This window comes from Paenibacillus sp. JJ-100, from assembly GCF_948329825.1.
Classification (GTDB): domain Bacteria; phylum Bacillota; class Bacilli; order Paenibacillales; family Paenibacillaceae; genus Paenibacillus.
In genome coordinates this window covers 1-15,254 of record NZ_CAOJCM010000004.1, presented here as the reverse complement: position 1 = coordinate 15,254, position 15,254 = coordinate 1, and the positions used below count along the sequence as shown (strand labels likewise).

16 protein-coding genes are annotated in these 15,254 nt (G+C 41.3%); 4 read left to right on the top strand and 12 right to left on the bottom strand.

The genetic code is table 11. From position 1 onward, the window contains the following. Nucleotides 1-138: 138 nt before the first annotated feature. Both PQG66_RS16020 and PQG66_RS16015 read left to right on the top strand, forming a co-directional pair. Nucleotides 139-1,473, top strand: coding sequence for an MFS transporter (locus PQG66_RS16020; protein ID WP_272038761.1), 1,335 nt, complete (start codon nucleotides 139-141; stop codon nucleotides 1,471-1,473). A gap of 108 nt (nucleotides 1,474-1,581) precedes the next feature. Further along, on the top strand, nucleotides 1,582-2,526 hold the full coding sequence (locus PQG66_RS16015; protein ID WP_272038760.1) for a DUF2268 domain-containing protein: 945 nt from the start codon (nucleotides 1,582-1,584) through the stop codon (nucleotides 2,524-2,526). A 96-nt stretch (nucleotides 2,527-2,622) separates the two neighbouring features. On the opposite strand, the gene PQG66_RS16010 is transcribed toward PQG66_RS16015, so the two are convergent. Then, the gene (locus PQG66_RS16010) at nucleotides 2,623-3,918 is read right to left on the bottom strand and encodes a galactokinase (protein ID WP_272038759.1); all 1,296 of its coding nucleotides are present in this window, start codon (nucleotides 3,916-3,918) and stop codon (nucleotides 2,623-2,625) included. A gap of 312 nt (nucleotides 3,919-4,230) precedes the next feature. Between PQG66_RS16010 and PQG66_RS16005 the strand changes: the two genes are divergently transcribed. Together PQG66_RS16005 and PQG66_RS16000 are read left to right on the top strand one after the other, a co-directional pair. Further along, on the top strand, nucleotides 4,231-4,575 hold the full coding sequence (locus PQG66_RS16005) for a hypothetical protein (protein WP_272038758.1): 345 nt from the start codon (nucleotides 4,231-4,233) through the stop codon (nucleotides 4,573-4,575). Continuing rightward, complete coding sequence (locus PQG66_RS16000; protein WP_272038757.1) at nucleotides 4,572-4,961, top strand: hypothetical protein; 390 nt, start codon at nucleotides 4,572-4,574, stop codon at nucleotides 4,959-4,961. The genes PQG66_RS16005 and PQG66_RS16000 overlap by 4 nt, the downstream gene beginning before the upstream one ends. A gap of 245 nt (nucleotides 4,962-5,206) precedes the next feature. Here the strand turns inward: PQG66_RS16000 and PQG66_RS15995 are convergent, their stop codons facing one another. The 11 genes from PQG66_RS15995 to PQG66_RS15945 form a co-directional block, all read right to left on the bottom strand. Next, nucleotides 5,207-6,082: a hypothetical protein gene (locus tag PQG66_RS15995; RefSeq protein WP_272038756.1), complete on the bottom strand. Its 876-nt coding sequence runs from the start codon at nucleotides 6,080-6,082 to the stop codon at nucleotides 5,207-5,209. A gap of 340 nt (nucleotides 6,083-6,422) precedes the next feature. Continuing rightward, nucleotides 6,423-6,755 (bottom strand): hypothetical protein, encoded by a 333-nt coding sequence (locus tag PQG66_RS15990; protein WP_272038755.1) that lies wholly within the window; start codon nucleotides 6,753-6,755, stop codon nucleotides 6,423-6,425. A gap of 362 nt (nucleotides 6,756-7,117) precedes the next feature. Continuing rightward, nucleotides 7,118-8,008 carry a hypothetical protein gene (locus tag PQG66_RS15985; protein WP_272038754.1) on the bottom strand — a complete coding sequence of 297 codons (891 nt, stop codon included), beginning with the start codon at nucleotides 8,006-8,008 and terminating at the stop codon, nucleotides 7,118-7,120. A gap of 27 nt (nucleotides 8,009-8,035) precedes the next feature. Next, nucleotides 8,036-8,902 carry an ABC transporter ATP-binding protein gene (locus PQG66_RS15980; protein ID WP_272038753.1) on the bottom strand — a complete coding sequence of 289 codons (867 nt, stop codon included), beginning with the start codon at nucleotides 8,900-8,902 and terminating at the stop codon, nucleotides 8,036-8,038. Between the two features lie 29 nt (nucleotides 8,903-8,931). Next, nucleotides 8,932-10,713, bottom strand: a complete 1,782-nt coding sequence (locus tag PQG66_RS15975; protein WP_272038752.1) for an ABC transporter ATP-binding protein — start codon at nucleotides 10,711-10,713, stop codon at nucleotides 8,932-8,934. Then, nucleotides 10,713-11,738, bottom strand: a complete 1,026-nt coding sequence (locus PQG66_RS15970; RefSeq protein ID WP_272038751.1) for a S8 family serine peptidase — start codon at nucleotides 11,736-11,738, stop codon at nucleotides 10,713-10,715. The genes PQG66_RS15975 and PQG66_RS15970 overlap by 1 nt, the downstream gene beginning before the upstream one ends. 31 nt (nucleotides 11,739-11,769) lie before the next feature. Then, complete coding sequence (locus PQG66_RS15965) at nucleotides 11,770-11,946, bottom strand: hypothetical protein (protein ID WP_272038750.1); 177 nt, start codon at nucleotides 11,944-11,946, stop codon at nucleotides 11,770-11,772. Between the two features lie 18 nt (nucleotides 11,947-11,964). Then, nucleotides 11,965-12,135 (bottom strand): hypothetical protein, encoded by a 171-nt coding sequence (locus PQG66_RS15960; RefSeq protein ID WP_272038749.1) that lies wholly within the window; start codon nucleotides 12,133-12,135, stop codon nucleotides 11,965-11,967. Between the two features lie 14 nt (nucleotides 12,136-12,149). Further along, nucleotides 12,150-13,196 (bottom strand): radical SAM/SPASM domain-containing protein, encoded by a 1,047-nt coding sequence (locus PQG66_RS15955; protein ID WP_272038748.1) that lies wholly within the window; start codon nucleotides 13,194-13,196, stop codon nucleotides 12,150-12,152. 27 nt (nucleotides 13,197-13,223) lie between these two features. Next, nucleotides 13,224-14,456: a radical SAM/SPASM domain-containing protein gene (locus PQG66_RS15950; RefSeq protein ID WP_272038747.1), complete on the bottom strand. Its 1,233-nt coding sequence runs from the start codon at nucleotides 14,454-14,456 to the stop codon at nucleotides 13,224-13,226. A gap of 501 nt (nucleotides 14,457-14,957) precedes the next feature. Continuing rightward, nucleotides 14,958-15,191: a hypothetical protein gene (locus tag PQG66_RS15945; protein ID WP_272038746.1), complete on the bottom strand. Its 234-nt coding sequence runs from the start codon at nucleotides 15,189-15,191 to the stop codon at nucleotides 14,958-14,960. Between the last annotated feature and the right edge of the window lie 63 nt (nucleotides 15,192-15,254).

The following is a 15,254-nucleotide window of genomic DNA, read 5'->3' as shown; positions in this document are numbered from 1 at the left end:
CCTCTTCATTCCATCCGTTTACATAATAAGGATTGAAATCCATTTTATAATACCATAAATTGGAGTTATGCCACATTCATACTTTATCCTGCGACGTATGAGTAGATACCACCATTCATCAGCTAAATGGAGGACATAATGAAGAGCAAATCCATATCGGTAAAGAATAATTACACCAAACTATTCAGCGCTTTCTCCCTTACTTTCCTAGGAGACGGTTTGACTCTCGCTGCTGTCCCCTGGCTTGTCTCCACCTTAACGACAGATACGTTATATGCATCCATTACGATGACCGCTCTGCGATTGCCTTGGCTTATTTTCACCCTGCCGGTTGGTGTGCTGATCGACCGATATTCACGCAAACATATGCTGGTTGGAGCCACCTTTACCCGGATGATGTTTCTATTGATCCTGACGATATGTATCTGGGGAGGCTGGATCAGTATCCCATTGCTTGCCCTCTTTATGTTCGGAATCGGTCTGAGCCGCGTTGTCCTTGACAGCACCGTCCAGACGATTATTCCTCAGATCGTGGAGGAAAAGAATCTTGAAAAAGCCAACGGCCAATTCACGGCCGGGCAGCTGATCACCAGTGATATTCTGGGCGTAGCACTCGGCGGAGTTATTATTACGCTGCATATCGTTTATCCTTTTGCCATCGACACCGTAACGGCTGTACTCTCGTTGCTCCTGATTATGGGTTTACGCGGCAGCTTCGTGCCTGCGAAACCGACAGCGTCCCAAGACCAAGAACCATCAACAGAAGATTCCAAGCAAACAACTCAGGAAGAGTCTGAGCAGAAAGCCCCGCCGATGCATAATTGGAAACGTGAGATGTGGTCCGGCATTCAGTATGTCTTTCAGGATCGTTTTCTCCGGGGTCTCGCTATTCTCTCGGTGACGATCACTTTAATGTTCTCGATGATTCTGGTGACTCAAATCTTCTTTGTACGTGAAGTGTTGCAGCTAGAAGCGTATGCCTTCGGTGTACTCATCTCCATTGCGACGATCGGCAGTATTCTGGGTAGTCAGGCTGTAGCACATATGCGAACACGCTGGAGTGCCAAGCAGCTCATCCTTCTATCCATCCTGTCGATGGGCATACTTTACGGCGCGGTCGGACTGACGTCCAATGCTTATCTTGTCGGCGGCCTGTACTTCTGTGCAGCTTTTTTCATTGTTGTTTATAACGTGACACGTTCGTCGATCTTGCAACGCTCTGTTCCGAATGAACTACTCGGGCGTGTAGGCAGCGTATTCCGATTCCTGTCCTTCGGCATTAGTGCGATCGGCACCTTGCTGGGCGGATTACTCGTACGTGTGAGCGAAACCTTTTTCGACCGCTCCTTCTCATTGCAACTGCCTTATCTGTTACTTAGTGCCGTTTACATCGTGGCCTGCTTCCTGTTTGCCTCCAAGATGCGCAATGTGTCTGATCTTCCTGAGCAGCAACAGCACCATTCATCCATGTAGTCTGGTCCAGTTCAGAATCAAAATCAAAGTCTTGTCCAGACCCACTTGACTCTCACGTAACGTGATCCCGGATAATGAGTTCCATCATACACAAGGGAGCGATTTAACATGTCTTTAAACATAACTGCGTTACGTTCAGACAAGATCTATCAGAATATTATGCAAGCTGTGCCAGCGGAAAAAATAGAATTGTACCGTCAGAAGATGCTGAGCCCTTTTATGGAAAAATGGAACATTCAGCACATCCCTTTCCGCGCTCAGGAGCCTGGCGGTTTCGATGTAATTACGATGAACAACTGGATGAATATCGCACCAGAAGCGATCACTGCGGACATTAAAGAACCTCTCGCAGCCATCTCTTCGGAGACATTCTGGCAGCAATGCCAGGAGGCGGTTGAGAGAAACCTGCATGCATTTATAGAGGATGGCGTTACCTTGAACGTTTCGGAATACATATACACCATTTTATTAGGTAATCCGGACAGCCCGATGCTGCAAATAAATGAAGGCATTAGTGGAGATGGAGGAATTCCAGGTTATATTATTGCCAATCTGGTTCCAAACGCGTATACCCTACCTCGCATTCCATCCGTACTTGCCCATGAGTGTAACCATAATGTGAGGTACCAACATATCCAGTGGAATCCGGCGATTACACTCGGTGAGATGATGGTGAGCGAGGGGCTTGCGGAGAACTTTGCCACATCACTATATGGGGAGGGGCTACTTGGACCATGGGTGACTAAAACGGATATGAATACCTTAAACACCATCATTAAACCTAAGATTAAAGACCGATTAAGTGTGACCGGGTTCGACCAGATTCACCCTTATCTTTACGGTGATGAACTCGCACGTATGCAGCACTTTTCGCCTGTGGGCATGCCCTACGCTGCGGGATACGCTTGCGGATATCATCTGATCCGATATTATCTGAACAAAACAGGCCAACCGATTACGGAAGCCACCATTACACCGGCAAGTGTTATCCTTGCTGAGATCGAGGACTTCTGGCATGAAGACACGATTTTTCAGAATCAACGTTTAATATGAAACTCATCTGACTAACCATTGTCCGGCATTATTTCCCGAATCCAAAAAAGGCGACCTAGAGGAATTTCCTCCAGGCCGCCTTGAATTATTATCGCCTTAAACTTCATTCAGCTCCGCATTCAAACAGATGGAGCCATGCTGGCGCACGTTAACCACGATGACTGGTGTATCCAGCATGCCACGCATCCAGTTCATGTATTCCTCTGCCTTGGCATTCGGTACAATAGCCAGAATAACCCCTGCAAATCCACCGCCGTGGACACGGCAAGCGCCATCCCCTAGTTTACTCAAGTAATTCTCGGTCAATGCCAGAGCGACGGATATCTCCTGTGCACGCGAAGCACCGCTTTGGTACACGTTTTGCAGCCATTTCCATGATGAGTTACCCGACGCAGTAATGAGGGACAAGAAATCAGTAAAGCGTCCTTCGCGTAGAGCAGATACTTGTCCATCCACGCGTTTATTCTCTTCCAGGAAATGCAGTGCACGCAATACAGCGCGATCTCCAGCTGCTTCACGGATCGCAGGCAGCTTCGCATAGATGTCTTCTTCCGAAATTTCACGTACATATTCAGCGCCAAGCGCCTTCGCAACAGCTCTCATCTCATTAGGAACCGAAGCATAATCTTCTGTCAGGTCGGCATGGTTACCACCTGTATTCACGATGACCAAGGAATAACCGTTCTCTTGGAAATTCCATTCCACAGGCTCAATCACAGGTTCAGCCGGATTGGCAAAATCAATGGAGATCAGACCCCCATATGCACAAGCCATTTGATCCAACAGGCCGGACGGTTTGTTCCAGAAATGATTTTCTGCATACTGCCCAATCTTCGCAAGTGTCACAACGTCCAGTTTACCTTCATTGTAGAAATGGTTCAGGATCGTACAGATCAACATCTCGAAGGATGCAGAGGAGCTCACGCCAGAGGCCGCAAATACGTTACTGGAGATGTCTGCCTTGAATCCGCCAACCTTATAGCCCATTTCGACAAGTCCGGCAGCCATACCACGAATCAATGCAGTAGTACCGTCGTCATTTGCGTTCGGCTTCAAATCTGCAAGATCGATGACATATTTTTGATCATATCCCTCGGAGTAAAACGTAATTACGGAATCATCTGTCGCTGCTGCTACCGCAATCGTATCCAGTGTGATACTACCCGCAAGAACTTTACCATGGTTATGGTCCGTATGGTTACCACCGATCTCGCTGCGTCCCGGAGAACTGAACAAATGCACCTGCTCTTGCTCACCAAAGTGCTCGCGAAATGAAGCATCTAGCTTGATGTATCGTGCGCCCTGTTCCTCAGCATGCTGTGAACCGTACATTTGCGCAAGCAATGCCTGTCCCTGTTTTGACTGAATGAGTTCTGTTACCTGTGTGGTCATCTCTATTCCTCCCATTTCATATGCGAGCGGGTTGTAACCGCTATCTCTTATGTCGTCTAAAATCCTCATCGGATCAGCCCTTTCCATTATCTCAGCTTCGTAGCCGAATGGGTAGGGCAGAATTGAAATTTTGTAAGCGTTTTTTGAAAGATGTGTCTATTTAGAAATTAAGATAACAAAAACCTTTAAGCACCAATCTCCATGGAGAATAGGATGGTCTTTAAAGGTCTATAGCATTGGCGTATGTATTTTCATGAGGATTATAGTATACTATGACACATACTTTTTTCCAAGAAAGGATGTATATTCATTTTGGTTATTAACCATCGTTTATTACTAATGTTCATTACACTTATGATCCTTGTAACTGGTTGCGGAGGATTATCTCAGAGTGAAAGTGATGAATATTATCATAAAGCGATTCCTATTGGACAAGAATATTTCAAGAAGTATTATGATGCGGATGTTGAATTCAACGATTACCAGATCTTATTACCTATGTCTTCTACAATCGTATTAAATGGACATGTTAAAGATGATCCGCAAACATGGGTTTCTTTAATATTTCATCTACCATCCTTGGAAATCGATTCAGAAGGTGGACCGGGAGAATTTATTGACAAACGAAAGAGCGAGGAAAAGGTTAACTACAAATGAGATATTACACTCAAACTCCTGTAGGAGATAGAAATATTATCTTTCTTAAATGGTTTTGTTTAGCAGTGCTGATTTTAGGTACCGTCACTATGGCCACTGGCTGTGGAGGACTTTCTGACAAAGAAGCGAATACATATTACGAAAGAGCCGTTCCTATCGGTCAAGACTACTTTAAAAAATATTATGATGCGGATGTTGAATTTACTGAGTTTTATATTAATGTGCCTATGTCTTCTACTATGGTTTTAAATGGATATCCTAAAGATGACCCCTATACCAAAGTTTCCCTTACGTTCTATCTTCCCTCTCTAGAAATTGAAGGAGCTAGTGGACCGGGAGAGTTTATTGACAAACGAAAAAGCGAGGAAGAGGTTAACTCCAAATAAGTTTTCCAACCCATTACCAACCTATCTATAAAGCACTAACCCAAAATAAAAAGTGACTCAAAAGCTCAGAGTCACTTTTTTTGATAATAATGGGAAACTAATCTCTTTTTTAGTTGTTATATAGAAATAAATACCATTATGGATTAAAAACCAATGCCGCCGCTGCCTCTTGAGCTTCTGCACCTTCATTGGCAATTCCTGCGGTAAAAGCTACAACGGCACTGCCGACCAGCACATTGCTAGGTTTACTCCCCATAGATCTCTTTGATTCGCTCTTCCTCATTCGTAGACAACACCACATTAAGAAATCCCATCGCATTGTTGGCATCCTTTCGGGCCGTCTTATACATCTCGGCAAATGCCGCTTCATCCTGCTCCGGGTCCATTGCAGCCAGCTGCCCCCACGATTTTCGAGCCTTCTCATACAGCGTGGTCAGTGTAATGTCGTACGGATGCTGTGCCACGGGTGCCATGGATTCGAACTTGGCGGTTACTGTGAAGAAATTCATGGAATCACGAAATTCCTGGCTGCTGTAGTCCTTATTCTTCATAGCATCCTCAGTGATGAGCAAGCCTTCACGGGCGATAAACAGCGTTTTCACCATGGCACGCTCCATATTGGTGGCCTCTTCCCAAGTCACATAAGACACGTCAGGTGCTTGCACCGTTGTAAAAAAAGGGAAAGCATCATCGATCAGCTTCTGCGAATCGGAATGAACCGGCACACCGGCATTCAAATCCACAACAGCATCACCATAATTGGAAATATTAACATTTTTAGACCCATTCTCACTGATTCGACGAATCGGATGATCACTAATTGGGATACGGATATAACCGAGCTTATCCGTATACTTCTGCTCCAACTCTTCCATAGTGGAGTCCATCCCAATGCGACCTTCTTCGGTAGCTGAACCTGTCTGTTCATTCCCATTCGAACCAGATGTCGTCGCTTCCGTTGAGACAGGATCTGTGCTACTCGTCTCGGATGGAGTGACTTCTGTACTGGAAGTTGCCTCTGGCTTTGGCGTTTCTTTAGCTCCACCACCACAAGCTGTCAGAACAGCTGCTACACTGAACATGATCGTAAACATTTTCATCGTATATTTCCATTTCATCATATGCTCTTCCCCTTATCGTATGTATATTCCTCAGAACCATTAACCCCTGCTTCAAGTTATGAATACCTGTTCCAAAAATAACCCTTTCGGATAACAAGCGCGGTTCACATTGGATGCGGACTATATTGTATCATAAGTAAAAAATAGGTTGTATACGACCATATACCTGTGTCTAAAGGCTTTTTTGATTGCAGACCAGTAGGTATTTCTGCTACACCAAACACACCAAAAGAAAAAACACTGCCGTCCATATGGACTACAGTGTTCTGATGCAACATTACTATTACAAGGGCTTTTTCGTGTGGAAACAAGCAACGTTTGGCCCTCTGTGGATTGGTATTCACATAATCTTTTTCTTAAATCGCTTTATATGCTTTTTCAGATGATTTATTCGCATTCTACGCAATGGACTCTGATTGACCATATAAATATTTATTCCGAGAAAAAATAATGCAGTGAGGAGAAGCAATCCTTTGGATAAGATATAGTTATTATTGTTGGCAAATGCAAACAGATGAAAAGGCATATCCTGATTCATAGTCGAATTGGTCATCCAATATCCCCAGTATAGCAGCGCAGGCAGGTATCCGGCGGCAGTGAATGAGGTTAAATTGGCAAACGTCATTCCAAGCATGCCCATCAGAAGTATTCCCGGCATAACAATCATGTACATCTTGAGAAAATCAAACGTAAACGAGCTCGTGTCCATACTTTTCCCTTGAATTATAACGTAGGAAATTAGTAAACAACATGAAAGAAGTATGGTAATCATAATGAATCTGTAAGCCAGAGGTACCCCCCTGTGTTGCTTGCTCATATATACAGTTTCACTTGCCTGACATGTAACTTCAATTAACATCAGATCGGTCATCATAATCATTCCAGCCAACGGCATATATATTTCTGATATGTTCAAGACGTCTCTGGCTGTTGGCGCATAGAATATGAAGGGCACCATTACAATGAATAGCAGACACACGATCCATCGAACGGGGCTATATATCAGTTTCCATTGATAGGCTATATCTCTAAGCACTACTTATCAACTCTCCTCCCCGTCTTCTCCCACCAAAACCCAGCAAAGTAAAGAATGGCAACTGTGGCAACCAGGTATATTAAGCGATTCAACAGAACCATGACTTGCGATTGCTCAATGAACCCTGTGTCATTTCGAATAATAGCACTATATAGTTCTACATCGTTATTCACTTCTCCGGTGAAAGCTGTTATTGAAATACTAAAAATAACATATACCAACACCACCGGAACACTTATAACGTTGCTTGAAAATAACAAGGAAATACCGACGATAAAGGCGCTCATATACAATATTGTTGGATAGACCTGTATAATCAAAGTTATCGGCATATCCCAGAAGCTTCCCGTTAAACCACTGCCTGAGCCCGATACCTTGAACAGCACCCAGGTGTTCAGAATAATACCTATGACAGTAATGATGGACAAATAAGACAATAGCACTCCACCGTATTTCCCCAGAACATAACTATATTTATGGATGGGTCGCGTTCGAACAAGCTCATTCATCCTAAACCTGCGATCCTTGTCAAACATAAACGTAAATAACGGCAGAGCCAGCAGCGAAGACACAACTTGCATACGGTCGGCAAAGATTTGAGCTACTACAGAGGTTAATGTCCGACCATCCAATTCTCGCAGCAAATTTTGGTTGACCTGTTTAACAGTACCGATCACCTCAGTATGAATACCGTTAACATCTTCGTCAGCCTGAGGTACATAGAGAAAAGAATGATATCCTGACTGTTGTAAACCTTCAATATCAGATTGGCTCTGTATTGGATAATAATATATATATGTATTGAATTCCGAATAGGTAAAGATTATCAGAATTAACCCGATCATGATAAGGATCGGGCTCCTGAATTGTTGTTTCATTTCAAATCCCATGAGCTTGAGAACGGACATAGATAAACCTCATCCTTTCAGAAGAAGCATATAGGCATCTTCAATGCTTGGAGATACGGGACTGCATTCCATAGCTGGCCTTGTTCTAGATATCATTCTAATCTCAATTCCATTTTCCAGAAAACGTGTAGATAGGACAGGATAGCTTTCCTTAACAAGATCCAATTCTTCCACGTCATATACCATTGCAGTCCACACGCATCCTTCACCCTGCTTTATCAGACTTCGTACTTCCCCATCAAATGCAAGGCGACCCTGATCCAAGATGGCGATCTGGTTGCAGGTGCTGGCTATATCCTCAATGATATGAGTTGATAATATAACAATCTTGTCCCGGGAGTAGTTACTTAATAGATTTCTCAGTGCAATCCGTTCCTCGGGATCAACACCTGTTGTTGGTTCATCCACGATAAGAATCTCTGGCTCATGTAAAATAGCTTGGGCTACACCAAGTCTACGTTTCATCCCCCCAGACAACTGCCTCACTTTTTTTCGCGTATGTTGAATCAAGTTAACCTCTTCCAAGATGTCATCGATGCGAGCCTTGATTATTCTAGAGTCCATTTTATTCAGAAGACCAATATATTCCAAGCTCTCCCTAACTGTGAAGTTAGGATAAAAACCAAACTCCTGTGGTAAATACCCCACCATGGCTTTAATCTTATTTACGTTCTTGGGTAACAAGGGAATACCATTCATTTCGACACTACCACTATTGGGCTCAATTAACGTGGTGAGTATGCGCATGAATGTTGTCTTTCCCGCACCATTTCTCCCTAAAATCCCATACATTCCTGTAGGTATAGTTATATTGATCCCTTTGAGCGCATCCTGATTCCCGTATTTTTTGTAAAGATCTTGTGTAACAATAGTCATATTGGCCACCTCAGTATATTATTTCCATTTTATAACATATCCACTTCTTCCCTTCCGTGATTTATTTCACCCTCTGTCTGCATATTATTGGAAGTTGTAAACAACCTGTAATAATAACCTCCATACTCCATAAGTTGGAAGTGCGTTCCTTCTTCAACAACCCTACCCTCGTGGATCACGTGGATCACGTCTGCTTTGGTTATAGTAGATAGTCGATGGGCAATAATAATTTTAAGTCTGTGCCCCTTACTTTCCAAAAACTTACTCATAATTTTTTCTTCTGAGAAATTATCCAGCATGGATGTGGCTTCATCCAGAATCAAAATAGGATTTTTCCCCAGTAATGCTCTGGCAATAGAGATTCTTTGTTTTTGACCACCCGACAGTTTGATACCTTGTTCTCCAACGATGGTATGGATTTTTCCAGGCAAACTTTGAACAAAATCATAAATATCCGCTCTTTTCAAAGCGTCTACCACATCCTGCTCAGTAATGTTTTCTCTACCTATCACGATATTGTTGTATATGGAATCATTAAATAAAAACGTATTCTGGTTAACAATCCCTATCAAATCTCTTAGAGAGTTAATAGGGAGATCTCTAATATCCCTTCCATCGATTCTAATTTCTCCACGTGAGGGTTCCCATAACCTAAGTAACAAGTTAACTAACGTAGATTTCCCTGATCCACTTTCCCCTACAATGGCATGAGTCTGATCTGAATCCAATCGCAAATTAAATTTAGAAATAACCGTATCCTCTGCGTAGTGAAATTGAACATTACAGAATTGAATATCAAAATCATTGAATTTATTGACTATGTGACTGGAATAATAAGAATCTGATGGAATAGGAGTATTCATAATTCTGCTAACTCTATTCCAAGAAATGTAGGCATCTGTGAGGGTCATCTGGTACTGGGAAGCTCTTGTTATAGGAGATATTAATCGTTGAGAGTATATATTGAACGTTACCAATCCTCCGATGGTAAGTGCCCCCATCATAACTTTGTATCCACCATAGCCCAGTATAATTAACGTTATTAAACTGCTAAAGATATTGAGTACATTAGAGAAACCAGATATCAGATTTTGCAATCTCATTTTCGTGCGGGCACTCTCTTCCTCCTCGATAGCAAATCGGTTCAGAAAGTAGTTTCCTGAATGTAATAAAATAATACTGAACAGATTACTCAATAATTGCTGTGAGAATGAAGCCATACTCCCCATTGCATTTCTGGCTCTCTCCCCATAATGCTCCATTTTACGATTACAAATTCTTTGGAAAATAAATACCCCAGACTGCAACAAAACAACAATGAGTACTATATCCGGTTGAATCCATAATAGGAACACTAACATGCCTAGTGACATCATGATGTCTGATAGAAAGTTGATTAAGTCTTTGGTAGCAATCTGACGGACGTTCTCAATATCTTCAAATAACACGGTATACGTATCGCCCGTCTCCAACGTGATCAGTTCTGAGCCGGAAAACTTACTGACGTGGCTTAATACTTTCTTTCTATGGGAAGAAGTGAATCTCCTTCCTATTTTTTCAAACAAATAATCAGATCCAAATTTACTCCCATACTGCAGCAAGTTGCAGAGCAATGCTAATCCGATGTTAATATAGAACAATTGTAATCCCTGAAAAGATAGAGCATTATCCAAAATTCTCATAATAAAATATGGAGAGGCAACTGCCGCGCCAGTGCTAATCAACAGTAATATTACTGCAAATAAATAATCTTTCTTGTTGTTAGGTAATATAAATGCAAACACATCTTTAAGCATTTTGATTTTACTCATCACAAGCACCCCGTAATGAGCTTAATAATAGAATATGGGGTTATAAATTTTTGGATTTGCAAGTCATCGTCAGGAATAACCAATTCAAAGTGTTGTTCAATCTTCTGCAAAAGTTCCATTAATCTATCCGGAGATTGAAGAAAGCCTCCAAGAAACAGGTTTGTATCAATCTTTATTTGTCCCTCAGGTAACCATTGAAGAAGAGCTTGATAAATTCCCTTCTCACTAGGACTTAATTCAATACATTTCGGAGACTTGCTCAGAAGAGAATTGAAACTTCTAATAATAACACCTTCACTCCATTCCCTTCTTGAAGCCTGAGATTCCAGTCTCTGCAAAATTCTTTCAAACTTGAGATCTCCTTCTCGCATATAACGAATAATTTCCGAAGTTACTAATGCAGCTGCTTTGCTATTACCGCCCATGAACATATATTGGTTAGCTGAACGGGTTGTATACTCCGGCACGAGACTTGCGACAGCTTGAATAGTATAATTAGGGTTAAACCATAATTCCTCTTCATTCTCAAAAAATGACCCTCTCACTCCTATAACCGAAGAAAATGAGGCAGGGTAACTAAATCTGGACGTATTGGATTCCGAACAAACAATAATTTTGCCTTCCTTCTTTAACAACTCACAGGTTGCTTTCAAATCTGGAACTCTCTCTATGGATGTTGTAGCAAGACTAAGATGAATCAATGCGCTATCTAATTCCAAGCAAAATTTCAGAGCTGAATTTAAAGCAGTAATTGAAGTTTTTGATTCTTTATTTAAAATCCTTAACGAAATAATACTGACCGACGGAATCTTTTTTTTGATAATTGAAGCACAAGCCGTGCCATGACCTGAATGATCAAAACTTTGAGAGACCTCATTCCATTTCCCCAAACCTTTATCATACTCATATTCTTTTACTAAGCTTCCTCCCAATGTAAGATCGTCAATACCGCTATCAATAATTACAAGCGAAGGATTGGCCATAAACACCTCAGTAGAAAGATATTGTATTTTAAAAGGGATCATATAGATATGATCCCATAATTGAAAGCACTTATTAGAACCAAGAAGTCGTTTGTGGCGTGTATACGTTCTCCCACTTTACGCAGCCCTTGACATTACCATTCGTATTCCCTTTCCAGACCCAATCTGTAACGCAATCGGTTTTGCATCCTTGACCTATGACTTCCAATGATTCCGTTTTGTCTGTAATCTTAGATAACTTTAAGCTCATGTATTTTCCTCCTCTCTTTTAGAACCATGAGGTGGTTTCAGGTGTATAACCTGAATTGCTGTAGTAGCAGCCTTTGGTTTCCTTGTCGGTTTTGGCTTTCCAGATCATACCGATACAATCATCTTTACAACCCTGACCTGATACTGATAAATCCATATAATCTGTGATTTTTTTCACTTTAAGTTCCACTTTATCACCTCCCTTCATGTCATCATGTTTCTCATGCTGGTTTGGGTCTGCTCGCGATAATACAATCCAAGCTCATGTTTAATATTTTCTAGATGGCAAAATACTGGAGAAGACACATGGTAGTCTCCCATACACACTTTGTTAATAATTTTGCATCGAGTCGTCGAACAACTATGATATCTGCTGCATCCTACACAACTATCGTTAGGCTTTTCCCCAATAGTTTTTATATGTTCAATCTTCTCCAGAGCAACGCCTTCCGCGATATGCCCCATGCGATACTCGCTATTCCCGACGACATACGTGCAGGGAAAAATACTTCCATCTGTATCTATGCTAATCGTGTCTACACCACCAGAACATAGGCCCTTACCTCGAGGTGGAGAAATGACCTCATCGATAATGGTAATCTTATTTTCTATGTTTTCTGCAAGTTTCCAGTTCACAATGCGTTCCAATTGTTCTTTAAGAATTCCCATGGAATCGGAGTCCCAGTCTGAATCAAAAGCGTCCGGAACAGGAGCAACGGTCCCAAAACCCAAATGGACTAAATGCTTCACATTCTCATATAAGTTTTTTACGGTATACGGGTTAATGGTCATCCTAGCTCTAACATCATTTTTCTGTGCCAGCAGTTTTAACGCTTTTGGAATAATTAGTTTATATGTCCCTTTGCCGTTATGAGTGATTCTGTTGCAGTCATGGGACCACTCATCCCCGTCAAGGCTCACGGATGCGTACAGAAATTCTTCAGATATATAATCAATAACTTCATCTGTTAGTAACAATCCATTGGTGGTAATTGAAAAATATACATTTGGGATGATCGATCTAATTTCACTCATAAGTAACTTCATTTCTTGGAATGCAAGGACAGGCTCCCCTCCATGAATAACGACCATAACATTGGAGGCTCGCAACTGACGGGAGTGCCTGCCGATATATTTTGCAGTCTGGATCAGAGTCTCCCTATCCATCAACCGATCTGCTTTTTCACTCCCCTGATAACAATATGTACATGCCATATTGCACCTGTTTGTAAGATATACTGTTGCAATCAAAATATAGCCTCCTTTGCAATCATATCCCTAGCTACTCCAGACTAACTCGCCAAGCTCCCGTTTCATGTATGCACATCTGTTCTTGAACGCTTCTGGATTCGCCTCAAACTGGTACAAATCATGTAAGCAGCTCCAGCAAAATAGGTTAACATCGCAATTTTTGCATTGTTCATTTTTTTCCGGCTCATAACGGTGAAGGCATGAATGAGCACAGCCATTGTTTTCTATCGGAAGAATTGCCGATAATGAATGAACCTCTTGAATATTGCCCATTTTAAACTCCTTATTAACAAATAGATTACATGGAAATATATCTCCATTAGTCTCAATGGTGCATTCTTCGACGCCAGCGCAACAGGAACACCCAAAAACACGGGTTTTGGACTCAACAAACTTAGTCAATTCCTTGTTATCCTCATGTAACTGAACTTCTGTAAGCAATTCCTTATTTTGTTTGGCTCGCCCTTCCAGAGACAAGGCACGTAGCATGGGTTTAGTTCCGAGCTCTTCACATAATTCATGAAATTGAGTAACGACATTTGCGTTATTTTTAGTTAAAACCATGGAAAGACTGATTTTATTGAATCCATTCTGCTGAAGTAACCGCACCGTACGAATAACTTTGTTAAAAACACCTTTTCCTCTTACTAAACTGCAAGACGCTTCGTCAACGCCATCAATACTGATATTGATATTGCTGACCATTTTAACAATAGCCCCAACATTCGCTGGATTGATCAAAGTGCCATTTGTCATTAAAGTAATCTTCCCATTGAATTTATGGTAAGTATGCTCGAGTATTTCCATAAAATCTTTTCTGACCATAGGTTCTCCACCGGTTAGTGTGATGTTACGAGGATCGGCAGCCTTAACCTTGTCTATGACCTCTTTCAATTGCTCTGTATTCAAATGATCTATAAAATCTTCTGCTTTGGCATCGACAATGCAATGAGTACATTTCAAATTGCAACGTTTGGTCAAAATAATACTCACATCTGTCAAATCAGCCTTGTGTGGTGTGTTTCCATCCGTAAGGACACCAATTTCATATAATTTGCTCAAAAGATTTCCAAAGTATATTCTGTCTTCCTCGTCATACATACTTGATATAAGCTTTTCCCTGGTAAGTGCCATCTCGATAGCCTGCATGAGAATGTCATAACACTCTTTCGTTAATCTCATCCATGTCCCGGCTTGCCTGCTCAATGCAACCACTTTATTCTCTCTAAATAAAAATCTGGCTTCATTTGCTATTTTCATATACTACCCTCCGTTTCAACCCAGTATCTTTCTCTTTTTTTACTCATATTACCAATTCAGTATGGAAGAATCCATATTCTTTGACATAGACAAAAACATTTTTTTCCAATATAATATATTCTTTATTTGTATTTTATTTCAATTCCTAGACGCCAATCTATTTCCAAGACAACTATTACTCCTGAAAGGTATTCGGGAATTGGCGAAACTTCAGGATCTGTCTCCTGCTTCTTGAGCTTTCGCACCTTTTATGATTTCCGGCGCTGGTAGCAACACACGAATCACCAGAAACAAATGTTTTTCCAGCAACATAATTAAGTGCAGATGGAGAATCCTGAAGCGGATTTTTAAAAGCCTGTCCTGCAAAAGTTCAATAGAGAGAGCCTAGTGATAGCGCTATTAAAGTAAAGTCAGAACGATACTGTGCTTTTGTTCTTTTCTGCTGTTGCTGCAAAATTAGATGGATCATTAGCATTTGTAGAAGACTGAAATTGTTGTACTTTATCCAAAAGTTTGGCCTAAGTCTCTTGTTGTACCTGAGCCTCTAAAGTAGCAATATTGTTGCTTTTGATACTCTTCAATACCGTCTTTGCCATGGTCATATCTTATATCCGCACTTCCTATATTAGAAAGGTTGTTCTCTATGAAAAAGTTAATTACCAAGCTAGCATCTATACTAGGATATGGACTTCTAACTGCCCTATTTATTTTCTTTCTTATAGCACTAATTGCCATAATCATTTTGGCTATCTATGAATTTAAAAACTAGCTTGATCAGCAAAATACTCATTATAAATC